This window comes from Kosakonia oryzendophytica (genome assembly GCF_900094925.1).
GTDB classification, from domain to species: domain Bacteria; phylum Pseudomonadota; class Gammaproteobacteria; order Enterobacterales; family Enterobacteriaceae; genus Kosakonia; species Kosakonia oryzendophytica.
The window spans coordinates 17,386-33,528 of the sequence record NZ_FMAY01000002.1; the positions used below are offsets into that span (position 1 = coordinate 17,386).

Sequence of the window (16,143 nt, forward strand, 5' to 3'; positions counted from 1 at the left end):
TAATAAGGGTCGGGATCGGGCCCGACCATAGTTATTGTTTATCGTGCTAAGGAATATTATTCAAACGAATTATGATGAAGATGTTTTATGTTGCGCTGCGCACGCTTTCCCAGCTTAACCCGAAGCGGGCAAGGTATTTGCGCAGGCGATCCGCATCATTTGGGTTCGCCTTTTTCTGCCGGGAAACCGCAAACAGTTCGCGCCCGGCTTCCGACAGCGTCTGACTGCGGCGGCAAATGTCGATCACGGTTTCCAACTGGCGTTGATCAAAGAGATCAAGCGTGCTGAGATCCAGCGGCAGCGTGGAAGAGACCGGTGTGCCGCGCCAGTGATGCTCCAAGCGCTGTAGTTCTTCATCGACCAGCGCGAGCGTAATGCGCCCTTGCTCGGCCAGCGTGGCCATGCGCGCAATCGACGTACTGAGTTCGCGGAAATTTCCCCGCCATGCCGCATGTGGTGAACAGGCGAAAGCCAGGTAGCGCTCACGGGCATCTTTATCGAAACGGATTTGTGTCTGTTGCTCCAGCGCAAAGCGTTGCAGCTCATACTCAATATTGGGGGCAATATCCTCCCGGCGATCCGCCAGCCCCGGCAGCGCGAACGTCCACATATTGATACGCGCATAGAGATCTTCACGAAAGCGCCCTTCATCCACCCACTGCTGCATATTCCGGTGGGTTCCGGCAATCAACTGGAAGTCGCTGTGTACTTCTTTATCGGCACCGAAGGGAAAAAAGGTTTTCTCTTCAATCGCTTTTAGCAGCATGGCCTGCTCATCCAGCCCTAATTCGGCGATTTCGTCGAGAAACAGTACGCCGCCATCTGCTTCACGCAGCAGGCCAGTACGTGCCTGTTGTGCGCCCGTAAAGGCACCTTTCACATGACCGAACAGCGTCGACATGGCGTTATCGCCGCGCAGCGTCGCGCAGTTCACCGCCACCAGTCGCCCCGGCACCAGATGGCGTGACTGGCGTAGCTGGAAAATACGCTTTGCCAGAAACGATTTGCCCGCACCGGTGGGGCCTGTGAGCAGAATGGGTGCCGTTGAACGCAGCGCGACGCGTTCAATCTGATCGATAAGCCGGTTAAAGGTGGTGTTGCGGGTATCAATGCCGGATTTGAGAAACGACACCGATTGCTGTTGTTCACGCTGGAAACGGCTGGTTAACGTGGCGTAACGGCTTAAATCGAGATCGATCACCGAACAGACGCCAGCGGCGATCGCCTCATCAGACGAACCTTTTGCCGCCGGGCCGGTTTGCAACAGGCTGGCGGGCAGATAACGCGCTTCCGTCAGCAAAAACCAACAGATTTGTGCGACGTGCGTCCCGGTGGTGATATGCACCAGATACTCTTCGTTATCCGTATCGAACGGATAGTGCGTGGCGAAATCGAGAAAGGCGGCATACACCTCTTCAAAATCCCAGGGATCTTTAATCGTCACCGCATGCATGCGAACGCGGGTATGGGGGGAGAGTTGCGCAATATCGTCCGCAGCCTGTTGCGCCAGCCCTTTATCCCGCGGTTGATGCAGCAGTTCGAGACGATCGACAGGAAAATCTGGCTGCTGACATAGCCCTACCGTTGGCCGCCATTTGCGAAAGCGGTTTTGCCGCTTTCCCCGTTTATCCAGCACCGTACCCAGGACACCAATCACCACCCGACGTTTCATGTTTATCCTAAAAGATAAAAATAGATATTAAAGGATAAAAAATACCTTCCTGATGCGCAACCGCTCTGCACGTTGTTAAAAATAAAATATTTATTTATCAATGAATTAAAAATTTATCTGGCGGATTTTTTATGTTGGCACGTATCTGGCAATAACTACCCATGTCAGCATGCTGGGTCCGCAGGGGGTAACACTCCCCGCCGGCGCACCGGGAACGGCGTAAGTCGTTATCCAGGGGGCGTTCCGTCAGCAGAAAGACATGTGCGAAAAGTCGGTTTTCTATCGGGTTCGACTCCCGAATTCGCAACTCATTATCCCTTGAGATAACCATGATGCAGTACCCGGTAGCCAGCTGTACATGGCTACCCCCAACGACCGCCGGTAACGGCGCCGGGCGGCAGGCAAAACACCGTTTCCCCTGTGGTTTCGCCCCTGCATCCGCGGTCGTTAAGGCAAAACACGATTAAGGAGAGAGTCATGACCAATAAAATCACAATACGTAAAGGTCAGTTAGGTCTGCTGGCAAGAGAGGGCGACTATTATCAGGTGCTGGAAGCCGGTGAGCACCGCCAGCCATGGTTCAACAAGCCCGAGCTGCTGGTGGTGAATATTGACGGCAGCGACGTGGCGGAAGGCCTGGCGGAGTACCTGCGTCGTTTTCAGCCGCAATGGGTTGAGCGTTACTGCCTGGTGGCCGATATGGATACGCATGAAGCGGGCGCGCTTTACCGGGATGGCGTATTGCAGGAGATCCTGCCGCCCTCTACGCGCCGCCTGTACTGGAAAGCGGATGAAACGCTGAAACTGGTGCGCATGGACACGCGTGACGTGAGCGTGCCGACAGAGATCCTCAATGCGGTGTTACAGCCGAAGCGCGGTGCAACGGTAAAAGGTCGCGATAACATTCTGGCGGTGCAGGTACCGGCATGGCATGTGGGTGTTTTAAAAGTGGATGGCGCAACACAGGGACTCTTACCGGCAGGTTTAAGCGGTTACTGGAAAGTGAACCACCTGGTCGAAGCGGACGTGGTGGATCTGCGCTTGCAGGTGCTTGAGGTGAGCGGCCAGGAGATCCTCACCAAAGACAAAGTGACGCTGCGCCTGAACCTGGCGGCGAACTGGCGTTATACCGATGTCCTGAGCGCGTTTGCGCAGTTAAGCAAACCGCTGGAGCACCTTTATCGTGAGTTGCAGTTTGCCCTGCGTGAAGCGGTGGGAACGCGCACCCTTGATGAGCTGCTGGAAGATAAGCAAATCATTGATGAAGCCGTTAGCGCGCAGGTGGCGGGTCGTATGGCGGCGTTTGGGATTGAGGTGGCATCGCTGGGTGTTAAGGACATCATTTTACCCGGTGAGATGAAAACCATTCTGTCGCGTTTAGTGGAAGCGGAAAAATCGGCGCAGGCCAACGTGATCCGCCGCCGGGAAGAAACTGCCGCGACCCGTTCGTTACTGAACACAGCAAAAGTGATGGAAAGCAACCCGGTAGCATTGCGCCTGAAAGAGCTGGAAACCCTGGAACGTGTAGCGGAACGCATCGATAAGATCTCGGTCTTCGGTGGTCTGGATCAGGTATTACACGGCCTTGTGAACATCAAAGGAAGCCATGATGCAAAATAACGATTATCAGTTGCTGGCGCAGGAGAACACCGCGCCGGTGAAAATGTGGACCCACGGCGTACCGGTAGAACCGGAAGCGCGTGAGCAACTGCTGAAGACGGCAAAAATGCCATTTATCTTCAAACACCTGGCGGTGATGCCAGATGTACATCTGGGAAAAGGCTCGACCATCGGCAGTGTGATCCCGACCAAAGGGGCGATTATCCCGGCGGCGGTTGGCGTGGATATTGGCTGCGGCATGATTGCGGTACGCACCTCGCTGTTGGCGGGGGATCTACCGGACAACCTGAGCGGATTGCGGAGCGCCATCGAGCGGGCCGTACCGCATGGCCGTTCGGTGAACCGTGCGAAGCGTGATAAAGGCGCCTGGGAAAATCCGCCCCAGGAAGTGAATAACCACTGGGCTTTGCTGGCACCGCGTTTTCAGCGTTTAACGGAGAAATACCCCCAATTGTTGAAAACCAATAATCATCAGCATCTGGGTACATTGGGAACCGGTAACCACTTTATTGAAATATGTCTGGATGAACAGCAGCGTGTATGGGTGATGTTGCACAGCGGGTCGCGTGGTGTCGGGAACGCCATTGGTAATGTGTTTATTACTCTGGCGCAGCAAGATATGCAGCAGCATATTGCGAACCTGCCGGACAGAAACCTGGCTTACTTTCAGGAAGGTAGCAAACACTATGATGACTATCTGGAAGCGGTGGAGTGGGCGCAGGATTTTGCCCGCCATAACCGTGAAGTGATGATGGCGCGGGTACTGTCTGTACTGTCGAAGACCGTCACCAAACCCTTTATGACGCAGCAGGAAGCCGTAAATTGTCATCACAACTATGTGCAAAAAGAGACGCACTTTGGTGAAGCGGTATGGGTCACGCGTAAAGGTGCGGTTTCGGCGCAAAAAGGGCAGATGGGGATCATTCCTGGTTCGATGGGGGCGAAAAGCTTTATTGTCCGCGGGCTGGGTAATGAAGATAGTTTCTGTTCCTGTAGCCACGGCGCCGGACGGACCATGAGCCGTACGGCGGCGAAAAAACGTTTTACGGTGGATGATCAGATCCGCGCCACTGCGCATGTGGAGTGCCGTAAAGACAGCGATGTGATCGATGAGATCCCGATGGCTTACAAAGATATTGATGCCGTGATGGCGGCGCAGGCCTCGCTGGTGGAAGTGGTGCATACCTTGCGTCAGGTGGTGTGTGTAAAAGGATAAAAAGAAGGATAACCAGTATGGAATATCAAGGGGTTGACACCGCCATGCGAGAACGCGTGCGGCAAACGTTATGCGAGGTGGAGCGGAAATACCGCATAAAAGTGCTGTATGCCTGCGAGTCCGGGAGTCGTGGCTGGGGGTTTGCGTCGCCAGACAGTGACTACGATGTGCGGTTTTTGTATGTTCATGAACCCCAGTGGTATCTGCGGGTTGAACCGCAGCGCGATGTCATAGAACTGCCCATAGACGATGAGCTGGATGTGTGTGGTTGGGAGTGGCGCAAAGCGCTGGGGTTGCTGAAAAGCGCTAACCCGACCTTAATCGAATGGCTGGATTCACCGGTGGTTTATCAGCAGGAGGATGCCACGCTGGCGGCGCTGCGTACGCAGGTGCCGCACTGGTTTTCACCGGTCAGAGCACGCTGGCATTACTATTCGATGGCGAAGAAAAACTTTCATGGTTATTTGCAAGGGGAAGCGGTGCGGCTGAAGAAATATTTCTATGTGCTGCGCCCGTTGCTGGCAGTGCGCTGGATAGAAGCCGGCAAAGGAATGCCGCCGATGCGTTTTGCCACTCTGCTGGAGGGCAGCAACCTGGGCGCTCCCCTGCGTGCGGAAATCGATGAATTGCTAGTGTTAAAACAGCGGGCGGGAGAAGCGCAATACGGCCCGCGACGCCCTGTATTGCACGACTTTATCAAAACGGAACTGGCGCGCGGTGAAGTACCGGACGTGCTGCCGGAGAGCCGTAGCGGTAAGATGAGCGATCTCGATCAGTTGTTGTACCAGACCGTGTTGTCTTCTTCGTGAACGTTGCCGGAGAGTGCTGCACTTACCCAGCCTGCTTACTCCCGCAGGCTGGGTAACGCGAAGTCACCCTCCGGCAGCATCGCCTGTCACTCAAAGAGATTATGGTGCAGTTTCTGCACCACTTGCTCGGCTTCTGCGCCCGGCACCAGGAAGCAGAGGTTATGGCTGGATGCACCGTAACAAATCATGCGGATGTTGAACGGATCCAACACGCCAAACACCTCTTTACCCACGCCGCACGCTTTCGACAAATCGTTGCCAATCAGCGCGACCAGCGCCAGGTTCTCTTCCACTTCCACGCGGCACAGTGATGAGAGTTCTGTCAGCAACCCCTGCGTGAGTAATGTATCGCCCGTAGACGTTGAGCCAGTGGTATCCAGCGTCAGCGCCACGCTCACTTCGGAAGTGGTGATCAAATCGACGGAGATGTTATGCCGCGCCAGAATGCCGAATACTTCCGCAAGGAAACCGCGGGAGTGCAGCATATTCAGGCTGTGCAATGTCAGCAGCGTTTGTTTGCGGCGCAGCGCCAATGCACGGAACAGCGGCGGGTTGTTGGTTTTATTGCACACCAGCGTGCCACCGGCTTTAGGCTCTTTGCTGGACCCCACAAATACCGGGATATCACTGCGTACCGCAGGCAGCAGTGTGGCAGGATGCAGCACTTTCGCACCAAAGGTCGCCATTTCTGCCGCTTCTTCAAAGGCGATTTCATCAATACGTTTTGCCGCTGGCACGACACGCGGATCGGTGGTGTAAATACCGGGGACGTCGGTCCAGATGTCGACACGCGTTGCGTGCAACGCTTCACCGAGAAGCGCGGCGGTGTAGTCGCTGCCGCCACGGCCCAGCGTAGTGGTGCGACCTTTGGCCTCGCTTCCGATAAAGCCCTGAGTGATCACCAGACCGTCGGTAAGGCGAGGTGCAAGCTGCTGCGCAGTCAGTTCCGCCAGCGCAGGGACATCCGGCTCGGCGCGGCCAAAACGATCGCTGGTACGCATGACTTTACGCACATCAAACCACAGCGCCTGTACACTGCGTTCACGCAGCACTTCAACAAACAGCAGGGTCGACATCAACTCGCCGTGGCTAACCAGTTCATCGGTCAGGGCGGTGGAGGTAGCAAGCGAGGCAGCTTCTGCAAGCGTGCTGATGTTTTCCAGCAGGCGTTCAATCTCTTCGCGGATCACGTCCGGGTTGGACATCCGCTCCAGAATATCGAACTGAATTTTACGAATAGCATCGAGTTTGACGAACCGTTCACTGGCCTCCAGTCCTTCTGCCAGCGCGACCAGCAGATTGGTCACGCCCGCAGAGGCGGAGAGCACCACCAGGCGAACATCGGAATCGGAAAGCACCACGTCCGCACTACGGTTCATGGCATCATAATCGGCAACGCTGGTGCCGCCGAATTTGGCGACAACTAAATTAGACATAACAACCTCGTGTCAGGGGATCCACTATTTCAGCCATGGCACAAGGGAAGAGCGAAAAACGGGGTGGGCGCAGATAACAAAACAACTACGATTTCCCCAGAAGTGCTCCACCTTGCGAAACGCCCGACTGGGAACGTTTCTGGTGACAACCCAGAGGATTCAGCCTCTGTAGCCGATAACAAACGCTGCCAGGCGTTTTGCTATCTCGGCGTTGCTCCCCCTCAGGTGTTTTCTTCAGTTTGGCTCTTCCAACACCGTGTACCTGGGCAACGCGCCTCTTCTGGCTATTACCTTCGCCTTTCGCGCCGCAGCGGTGTTGGCTGCCTTCACTTACCCCGGTCACTTACCTGTGTAAGCTCCCGGGGATGCGCTCAGTTGCCGCCTTGCTGCAACGCGAAATGCGTTGGTAATAAATACCTTCGCTTTCACACCGCAGCGGTGTTGGCTGCCTTCACTTACCCCGGTCACTTACCTGTGTAAGCTCCCGGGAATGCGCTCAGTTGCCGCCTTGCTGCAACGCGAAATGCGTTGGTAATAAATACCTTCGCCTTTCACGGCTCGGTAGTACAACACAATCGACTCCACGCGCACGCGGAGCGTGTCGTTATAAATAAAGCGTCAGCGGGTGCGCTGTCAACGACGGGATTATGCGGATTTTTCATGCTGCTTTGGTGATCAGTAAAATGCCTTATGTTGTGCGCAAATGTACCGTTTTTTGCTGGCGTTTTGCGCATTGCGCACCGGGTGCGAAACAAAAACCATCACAATTTTCCCTGGCAGGCGCTACAATCGACCGCAGTCACAATTCTCAAATCAGAAGAGTATTGCTATGAAAAACATCAATCCAACGCAGACCTCTGCCTGGCAGGCATTACAGAAACATTACGCTGACATGAAGGACGTTACTCTCGCGGAGTTGTTCGCGAAAGATGGCGACCGTTTTGGCAAGTTTTCCGCAACGTTCGACGATTTGATGCTGGTGGATTTTTCTAAAAACCGTATCACCGAAGAAACCCTGAACATCCTGTTGTCGCTGGCGAAAGAGACGGAACTGGCTGGCGCCATTAAATCCATGTTCTCTGGCGAGAAAATTAACCGTACGGAAGATCGCGCGGTTCTGCACGTCGCGCTGCGTAACCGTAGCAATACGCCGATTGTGGTTGATGGCAAAGATGTCATGCCGGAAGTGAACGCAGTTCTGGAGAAAATGAAAGCTTTCTCGGAAGCGATCATTTCTGGTGCCTGGAAAGGTTACACCGGAAAACCTATCACCGACGTGGTGAACATTGGTATCGGTGGTTCCGACCTTGGCCCGTTCATGGTCACCGAAGCACTGCGCCCGTACAAAAATCACCTCAACATGCACTTTGTTTCTAACGTCGATGGTACCCACATCGCTGAAGTGCTGAAAAAAGTGAACCCGGAAACCACGCTGTTCCTCGTGGCCTCCAAAACCTTCACCACCCAGGAAACCATGACCAACGCCCACAGCGCGCGCGACTGGTTCCTGAAAACTGCCGGTGATAATAAACACGTAGCGAAACACTTTGCGGCGCTTTCCACCAACGCCAAAGCAGTTGGCGAGTTCGGTATCGACACCGCGAATATGTTCGAATTCTGGGATTGGGTAGGTGGTCGTTACTCTTTGTGGTCCGCTATTGGTCTGTCGATCATTCTCTCTGTAGGCTACGACAACTTTGTGGAACTGCTCTCCGGCGCCCATGCGATGGACAAGCACTTCTCCACCACTGAGCTTTCGAAAAACCTGCCGGTATTGCTGGCGTTGATCGGCATCTGGTACAACAACTTCTTCGGTGCTGAAACCGAAGCGATCCTGCCGTATGACCAGTACATGCATCGTTTTGCCGCTTACTTCCAGCAGGGCAACATGGAATCCAACGGCAAATATGTTGATCGTAATGGCAACGCGGTGGATTACCAGACAGGCCCTATCATCTGGGGTGAGCCGGGCACCAACGGTCAGCACGCGTTCTACCAGCTGATCCATCAGGGGACAAAAATGGTGCCGTGTGACTTTATCGCACCGGCTAAAACCCACAATGCGCTCTCCGATCACCATCAGAAACTGCTGTCTAACTTCTTTGCCCAGACCGAAGCGCTGGCGTTCGGTAAATCCCGTGACGTGGTTGAACAGGAGTATCGCGATCAGGGTAAAGATCCGGCGACGCTGGAAAACGTTGTGCCGTTCAAAGTGTTCGAAGGCAACCGTCCGACCAACTCCATTCTGCTGCGTGAAATCACGCCATTTAGCCTCGGTGCGTTGATTGCGCTCTATGAGCACAAAATCTTCACCCAGGGTGCCATTCTCAACATCTTCACTTTTGACCAGTGGGGCGTTGAGTTGGGTAAACAATTGGCGAACCGCATTCTGCCGGAGCTGGGCGATGCCAGCGCAGTGTCGAGCCACGATAGCTCCACCAACGGCCTGATTAACCGCTATAAGTCCTGGCGCGCTTAATCCGGAAAGCGTCGCTTCGGCGACGCTTTTTTTTCCTCTGCATTTATTACGTCCGGGTTTTATATATTGGTGCCCCGAACTTGCCGATATATAAGTAATGGCAATATTGATATTTTCATTATGGAAAGATTATAAAGAATAATCTGATTCGGTAATGTCGTAATGAACGATCAGGTTTATCCGAAAATGTCGTCAACGCCGTCGACCCTTGCTATAAATTTTAGGACTAGCCTCATTGTGTCACCTTTTTGAAATTATTTAATTGTTTGATAAATATCACATTTATTTTTTATTCATTTTCTTCCCAACCGCTAAATACCCGTTTTCCTAAAACTCACTCACCTATTTCCCGGGGCGTAATTCATCTGCTTTAGTTGTGTATACTCGATCTCGCCTGAGTTTTTTCAGGTAAATCTCCATTCATTCAATGAAGGGATATTGATATGAAAAAAGTCCTGTATGGCATTTTTGCCATATCCGCACTTGCGGCGACCTCTGCCTTTGCAGCACCGGTATTAGTCGGTGAAGCAGCAGGGTCAGCAGCGACCTCTGTCTCTGCGGGCAGTTCTGCAGCGACGGGCGTTAGCACCGTAGGCTCTGCGGCGGGTGTCGCTCTGGCGGCAGTCGGTGGCGGTGATGGCTCCAACACTGGAACCACGACCACCACAACAACAAGTACCCGGTAATAGCGGGTGCATTAACTATAACCACACTTCGGTGTGGTTATTTCGCCCCTTTCGGAGAAGAGTCGTGAAGCGACCTGGAATCATTTTGCTTTGCCTGCTCCTTCAGGCATGTTCTGGCCCGATCAAAGGCCTGGGAACGTCGCTTTGGAATAGTGTGTTTGGTACCCCTGGTGCGCATCTGACAGATGACGAACTGCTCAATATGCCTTATGCCAGTCAGTACGTGCAGCTTAATGACGGCCCACAACTGTTTGTGGTGCTCGCTTTCGCGGAAAACGGGCAGCAGAAATGGGTGACCCAGGATCAGGCTGTCATCGTCACACAGAATGCCCGCATTGTGAAAACCCAGCTTGGCGGCGACAAGCTCGGCGGCGATAACCTCATTGAAGTGAATAACTTAAGCGCCGATCCGTTGGCCAAACCGAATCAGATTATTGATGGCACCCGTTGGACGCGCGTTATGGGCTGGTCACAGCATAAGCAGGTGCGCTATGCCGTCGCGCAGTCAGAGTTCCATTGGAACGGAACGGACACGATAAAACTGGCCGGTGATGAAACGGTTGTTCGCGTGCTGGATGAAGAGGTCACCACCGAAGAGAAAAACTGGCGTAACCGTTACTGGGTAGATGATGAAGGGCTTATCCGCCAGTCGGTACAGTCTCTCGGCGCGGGATTCTTCCCGGTGAAAATGACCCTGATTAAGGCGGCGAAAGAATGAAAACGTACGCGTTGCTTCCGCTATTACTCACACTCTTTTCCCCGCTGGTGCTGGCGACAGGGACCGTCGATGTGTATGTCGCAGGCGATGCGACACCGAAAAAGCTCACCAATGCTGAGCATTTAGTCGACCTGGTTGGGCAACCCCGACTGGCGAACAGCTGGTGGCCTGGCGCGGTCGTCAGCGAACGACAGGCTACCATTGCACAGCAGGCGCGGCATCAGGCACTGCTGGAGCGCCTGAGTCGTCTTGCCGCTGACGAAGACGGTGATGCTGCCGCGGCCATTAACGCTCTGCGTCGGCAATTGCAGGCGATAAAAGTAACCGGTCGGCAAATCGTGCCGCTCGACCCGGACTATATCCGTCTACACCGCCTTTCTAACCGCCCTTTGCAAGGGGAATACACCCTGTGGGTTGGGCCGCAGCCTGACACGATTAGTGTGGTGGGATTGATCAGTAGCCCTGGCAAGAAGCCGTTCACACCCGGGCGGGATGTGGTGAGCTATCTGGATGATATGGACCTGCTAAGCGGGGCGGAACGTAGTTATGCCTGGGTGATTTATCCCACCGGTCAAACACAGAAAGTGCCGGTGGCGTACTGGAACAGACGCCACGTCGAGCCGATGCCCGGTAGCGTGATTTTCGTGGGTTTTGCGCCGGGTCTGTGGAGCAACGTTTATGACGAGCTCAATGCCGACATTCTTGAGTCCCTGACGCATCGGATACCGGAATAATAATGAAAAAATCGTTTGTAATAAGCCTGTTGGCGCTTGGAGTAAGCGCGGCCTGTCACGCAGAAACGTTTCCGGACCCGGTTGGCCCGTCCCAGTCTGATTTTGGCGGTGTGGGTCTGCTGCAAACCCCAACGGCACGTGTAGCACCAGAAGGCGAGCTAAGCCTTAACTACCGCGACAACAAGCAATACCGCTTCTACTCCGCTTCAGTGCAACTGTTGCCGTGGCTGGAAACGACGCTGCGTTATACCGATGTGCGTACGCGCAAATACAGTTCCGTGGAGGCGTTCTCCGGCGATCAATCTTACAAAGATAAAGCGTTTGATTTGAAAGTGCGGTTGTGGGAAGAGGGCTACTGGTTACCGCAAGTGGCCGTGGGTGCACGTGACGTGGGCGGTACCGGTTTGTTCGATGGTGAATATCTGGTGGCGAACAAAGCCTGGGGACCGTTCGATTTCTCACTCGGTATCGGCTGGGGCTATCTGGGTACCAGCGGCAATATCAAAAACCCGCTCTGTACCTACGACACGAAGTTCTGTACCCGTGATACCCGTTATAAAGCCGCAGGCTCAACGGATACGTCACAAATGTTTCGCGGTCCGGCCGCGCTGTTTGGTGGGGTGGAGTACCAGACGCCCTGGCACCCGCTGCGTCTGAAGCTGGAATACGAAGGCAACAACTATCAGCAGGATTATGCCGGTAAACTGCCGCAGCGCAGCAGCGTTAACGTCGGTGCTATTTACCGCGTTGCCGATTGGGCCGACATTAACCTGAGTTATGAGCGCGGTAACACCTGGATGTTCGGCTTTACCTTGCGCAATAACTTCAACGATCTGCGCCCTGCTTATATCGATAACTCACGCCCGAGATATCAGCCAGAGCCGCAGGACGCCATTTTGCAGCACTCCGTGGTGGCGAATCAGCTTACTCTGCTGAAATACAATGCCGGTTTCGCAGACCCGCAAATTCAGGTAAAAGGCGATACGCTGTATGTCACCGGCGAGCAGGTGAAGTACCGCAATACCCAGGAGGGGATCGAGCGGGCTAACCGCATTATTATGAATGACCTGCCTGACGGTATTCGTACCATTCGTATTAACGAAAACCGGCTGCACTTGCCACAGGTGACCACCGAAACGGATGTCGCCAGTCTGAAGCGCCATCTTGAAGGCGAACCGTTGGGGCAAGATACGGAACTGGTGCAAAAACGCGTGACGCCAATCGTGCCGGAAAGTACCGAGCAGGGATGGTATATCGACCGACCGACGTTTGACTTCCATATCGATCCGGTACTTAACCAGTCGCTTGGCGGCCCGGAAGGGTTCTACATGTACCAGATCGGCGTGATGGCGACAGCGGATTGGTGGTGGACGGATCATCTGCTGACCACAGGAAGCCTGTTTGGTAACCTGGCCAATAACTACGACAAATTTAACTATACCAACCCGCCAAGGGACTCAGCGCTGCCGCGCGTTCGTACTCGCGTGCGTGAATATGTGCAGAACGATGTCTACGTGAACAACATGCAGGCGAACTACTTCCAGTATCTGGGCAATAACATTTATGGCCAGGTGTATGCAGGGTATCTGGAAACCATGTATGGCGGGGCCGGTGCAGAACTGATGTGGCGTCCCGTAGACAGTAACTGGGCGTTTGGCGTAGATGCCAACTACGTGAAACAGCGTGACTGGCGCAGCGCGCAGGACATGATGAAATTTACCGATTACAGCGTGAAGACAGGGCATTTCACCGCCTACTGGACGCCGTGGTTTGCACAGGATGTATTGGTGAAAGCCAGCGTCGGGCAGTATCTGGCGGGGGATAAAGGCGGCACGCTGGACATCTCCAAACACTTCGACAGCGGCGTTGTGGTTGGTGCCTACGCCACGATCACCAACGTGTCGGCAGCACAGTACGGGGAAGGGGACTTCACCAAAGGGGTTTATATTTCAGTACCGCTGGATCTCTTCAGTATCGGTGCCACTCGCAGTCGTGCTGGCATCGGCTGGACGCCGCTGACGCGTGACGGTGGCCAGAAACTGGGGCGTAAATTTGAGCTGTACAATATGACCAACGATAAAACGCTGAACTTCCAGTAAGCATTTCTTTCGCTGAACGTTACCGGACACCCCTCTCTCAGGAGAGGGGGTTATAGCTGGCGCAGCAACCGCGCCGGGTTTCCCGCATAAACCCCTTTCGTGGTAATCGATTTGGTCACTACGCTGCCTGCGCCGATAACTGCACCGTCGCAAATGGTCACCGCCAGAATCGTTGCGCCGCTGCCAATCGACACATCATTGCCAATCACAATGCGTCCCCAGCTTTCGCGGTCCGGATTGGGTTTGCCTTCGCGGAACATGTCGTTCGCAAACATCACCCCATGGCCGATAAAGCAGCGCTCGCCCACGGTCACGTATTCACAGATAAAGGTGTGTGACTGAATTTTGCTGCCGTTACCAATCTGCGTATTCCCCTGAATTTCCACAAATGGCCCGACGAAAACGCCCTCACCCAGCGTACAGCCATACAAATTGGCGGGTTCGTAAATCACCACATTCTCACCGCAGGTGACGTTACGTACCCCGGTCTGGCGGACTTCCATTCTCACTCCTTAAATCGATTTGCCCAGAATATGCAATAGGCTCTGCTGAGAGGGGGTACTGAACACGGTATCCTTGAGATGCGTGAACCCCTGGCGGAGATAAAAACGGTATGCCTGTGGGTTGGCATCCAGCACTTCCAGCCAGAAAAAGGTTTCGCCCCGGCTTTTCGCCCTCCGTTCTATTTCCGCAATCATCTGTTCTCCATAACCTTTACCGGTTTTGCCGGGAAGCAGATAGAGCTTATGCAGCAGCGTACCCGCAAGGCTATCGCCCTCTCCGGTATAGTGCCAGGAGACTTTGGCGAATCCTACCGGCGCGTGATCCTGCGCGATAAACCAGTCACTGACATCACTTTGCAGGCTCTGCTGTAATGTGTTCAGGGAATACTCTTGCTGCAAAAAAGCCTGCAACTCATGCTGCTGATGCCACAGATGAGCAAAGTGGTGGGAATAACTGGCATAACCCATCTCGCTCAATAATGCGGCGTCATCCGGGCCTGCTTTACGTATTGTCAGCACTCTTTGGACCTCCATGCGTGAACGTTGACGATGCAACATGTCATCACGCGGTGTCACAAAATATAAGTAAATAATGTAGATCCAGATCACATTTCTGCGTTATACAGGAGGCTCGCCACTAAGCATGAGGTGCTGATATGACGTCGCTAACGCGTCCGCGCGCTGAGTATATTTCGACCATTTTGCAGACCGTGCTTAACCTCGGCCTGCTGAGCCTCGGCCTGATTCTGATTGTCTTTCTGGGGAAGGAGACGCTGCATCTGGCGGATGTGCTGTTCGCCCCTGTGCAAACCAGCAAATATGAGCTGGTGGAAGGGCTGGTGGTTTACTTCCTCTACTTCGAATTCATCGCGCTGATTGTAAAGTACTTTCAGTCCGGTTTTCACTTCCCGCTACGCTATTTCATCTACATTGGCATTACTGCGATTGTGCGCCTGATTATCGTCGATCATCAGTCGCCTATGGATGTTCTGATCTACTCGGCGGCGATCCTGCTGCTGGTTATCACGCTGTGGTTGTGTAACTCCAAACGGCTGAAGCGAGAATAAAAAAAGGGCGGCTGATTAAGCCGCCAAACAACAGTCACAAGTTACTCGTCATACTTCAGTCTGCTGCAGGGGCGTTGACTGCGCTTACTCATCACAGTCACTTACTCGGGTAAGTTCTGGGATGTTCTCGCTTGCCGCCTTGCTGCAACCTGAATTATTTAGAGTGTCGGGTCATACAAGTTGAGGGTGCAGTGGCAATAACAACGATGAAACTTAACCTTTTACACCGCCTGCGGTCAGGCCGTTAACCAGCCAGCGCTGCGCAAGCAGGAAGACAACCGTAATCGGAATGGCGGACAATACCGCCGCTGCGGCAAAATCCCCCCACAGGTAGTTTTGCGGGTTGAGATACTGCTGCATACCCACCGCCAGCGTGTAGCTGTTTACATCACGCAGCAACAGCGAAGCGACCGGCACTTCGGTGATGGCAGCAATAAACGACAGAATAAACACCACCGCCAGGATCGGCACCGACAGCGGCAACAACACCAGACGGAACGCCTGCCACGGGGTGGCACCATCCAGCGCGGCGGCCTCTTCCAGCGAACTGTCGATGGTTTCGAAATACCCTTTAATCGTCCATACATGCAGTGCAATGCCGCCCATATAGGCGAAGATCACCCCACCATGCGTGTTCAGACCAATAAACGGAATGTACTGGCCCAACCGATCAAACAAGGCATAGAGCGCCACCAGTGACAGCACAGCCGGGAACATCTGGAAAATCAGCATGCCTTTCAACAACGTCGCTTTGCCACGAAAACGCATACGGGCAAAAGCGTACGCACAGGTCGTGGAGAGCGCGACAATCCCGACGGCGGTGATCCCGGCGATCTTCACCGAGTTCCACAGCCAGAGCAGCACCGGGAAGGGCGGCGGTGTCACGCGACCGTCCGCGTGTTCAACGCTAAAGCCCAGCGCCAGTCGCCAGTGCTCCCAGGAGATGGTCTCCGGGAGCAAGCTGCCGGTGGCAAAGTTGCCTTCACGCAGCGAAATGGTGATCACCATCAGCAGCGGGAACATAATGGCGGCAATAAACACCAGCAATAACAGGTGAGTGACCAACAATCTCAGCTTTTGCGATTTCGCTTGCACCATAGCCAT

The 16,143-nt window shown here is 54.0% G+C and carries 14 protein-coding genes and 1 riboswitch; of the genes, 9 read left to right on the plus strand and 5 right to left on the minus strand.

Annotated features, from left to right (window positions below):
* Positions 1-85 precede the first annotated feature (85 nt).
* Entirely contained in the window at positions 86-1,672 is a 1,587-nt protein-coding gene (rtcR, locus tag GA0061071_RS03260) for an RNA repair transcriptional activator RtcR (RefSeq protein ID WP_088237215.1), read from the minus strand.
* 477 nt (positions 1,673-2,149) lie between these two features.
* Here rtcR and GA0061071_RS03265 point away from each other — a divergent pair, with 477 nt between their 5' ends.
* Genes GA0061071_RS03265 through GA0061071_RS03275 form a run of 3 tightly spaced genes read left to right on the plus strand, consistent with a single transcriptional unit; the run spans position 2,150 to position 5,317 of the window.
* Positions 2,150-3,292, plus strand: a complete 1,143-nt coding sequence (locus tag GA0061071_RS03265; protein WP_088237216.1) for a slipin family protein — start codon at positions 2,150-2,152, stop codon at positions 3,290-3,292.
* Positions 3,282-4,508, plus strand: a complete 1,227-nt coding sequence (locus tag GA0061071_RS03270) for an RtcB family protein (protein WP_088237217.1) — start codon at positions 3,282-3,284, stop codon at positions 4,506-4,508. The genes GA0061071_RS03265 and GA0061071_RS03270 overlap by 11 nt, the downstream gene beginning before the upstream one ends.
* A gap of 17 nt (positions 4,509-4,525) precedes the next feature.
* Positions 4,526-5,317 (plus strand): nucleotidyltransferase domain-containing protein, encoded by a 792-nt coding sequence (locus tag GA0061071_RS03275; RefSeq protein ID WP_088237218.1) that lies wholly within the window; start codon positions 4,526-4,528, stop codon positions 5,315-5,317.
* A gap of 86 nt (positions 5,318-5,403) precedes the next feature.
* On the opposite strand, the gene lysC is transcribed toward GA0061071_RS03275, so the two are convergent.
* A complete protein-coding gene (lysC, locus tag GA0061071_RS03280; protein WP_061498904.1) occupies positions 5,404-6,753 on the minus strand; it encodes a lysine-sensitive aspartokinase 3 in 1,350 nt (449 codons plus the stop codon).
* Positions 6,754-6,845: 92 nt separating this feature from the next.
* Positions 6,846-7,041: riboswitch (Lysine riboswitch) on the minus strand.
* Between the two features lie 541 nt (positions 7,042-7,582).
* Between lysC and pgi the strand changes: the two genes are divergently transcribed.
* From pgi to GA0061071_RS03305, 5 genes are all read left to right on the plus strand, one after another.
* Positions 7,583-9,232 carry a glucose-6-phosphate isomerase gene (gene pgi / locus GA0061071_RS03285; RefSeq protein WP_061498901.1) on the plus strand — a complete coding sequence of 550 codons (1,650 nt, stop codon included), beginning with the start codon at positions 7,583-7,585 and terminating at the stop codon, positions 9,230-9,232.
* A 443-nt stretch (positions 9,233-9,675) separates the two neighbouring features.
* Positions 9,676-9,918: an exopolysaccharide production protein YjbE gene (gene yjbE, locus GA0061071_RS03290; RefSeq protein WP_061498897.1), complete on the plus strand. Its 243-nt coding sequence runs from the start codon at positions 9,676-9,678 to the stop codon at positions 9,916-9,918.
* A gap of 64 nt (positions 9,919-9,982) precedes the next feature.
* Complete coding sequence (locus tag GA0061071_RS03295; RefSeq protein ID WP_061498895.1) at positions 9,983-10,636, plus strand: YjbF family lipoprotein; 654 nt, start codon at positions 9,983-9,985, stop codon at positions 10,634-10,636.
* Complete coding sequence (locus tag GA0061071_RS03300; RefSeq protein ID WP_088237219.1) at positions 10,633-11,370, plus strand: capsule biosynthesis GfcC family protein; 738 nt, start codon at positions 10,633-10,635, stop codon at positions 11,368-11,370. Before GA0061071_RS03295 ends, GA0061071_RS03300 begins: the two co-directional genes overlap by 4 nt.
* A gap of 2 nt (positions 11,371-11,372) precedes the next feature.
* Positions 11,373-13,469, plus strand: a complete 2,097-nt coding sequence (locus GA0061071_RS03305) for a YjbH domain-containing protein (RefSeq protein WP_061498889.1) — start codon at positions 11,373-11,375, stop codon at positions 13,467-13,469.
* 50 nt (positions 13,470-13,519) lie between these two features.
* On the opposite strand, the gene GA0061071_RS03310 is transcribed toward GA0061071_RS03305, so the two are convergent.
* Both GA0061071_RS03310 and GA0061071_RS03315 read right to left on the minus strand, forming a co-directional pair.
* Positions 13,520-13,972, minus strand: a complete 453-nt coding sequence (locus GA0061071_RS03310; protein ID WP_088237220.1) for an acyltransferase — start codon at positions 13,970-13,972, stop codon at positions 13,520-13,522.
* A 9-nt stretch (positions 13,973-13,981) separates the two neighbouring features.
* Positions 13,982-14,491, minus strand: coding sequence for a GNAT family N-acetyltransferase (locus tag GA0061071_RS03315; protein ID WP_061500243.1), 510 nt, complete (start codon positions 14,489-14,491; stop codon positions 13,982-13,984).
* A 137-nt stretch (positions 14,492-14,628) separates the two neighbouring features.
* On the opposite strand from GA0061071_RS03315, the gene psiE reads away from it, so the two are divergent.
* The gene (gene psiE / locus GA0061071_RS03320; RefSeq protein WP_061498883.1) at positions 14,629-15,039 is read left to right on the plus strand and encodes a phosphate-starvation-inducible protein PsiE; all 411 of its coding nucleotides are present in this window, start codon (positions 14,629-14,631) and stop codon (positions 15,037-15,039) included.
* A gap of 213 nt (positions 15,040-15,252) precedes the next feature.
* On the opposite strand, the gene malG is transcribed toward psiE, so the two are convergent.
* The gene (gene malG, locus GA0061071_RS03325; RefSeq protein WP_088237221.1) at positions 15,253-16,143 is read right to left on the minus strand and encodes a maltose ABC transporter permease MalG; all 891 of its coding nucleotides are present in this window, start codon (positions 16,141-16,143) and stop codon (positions 15,253-15,255) included.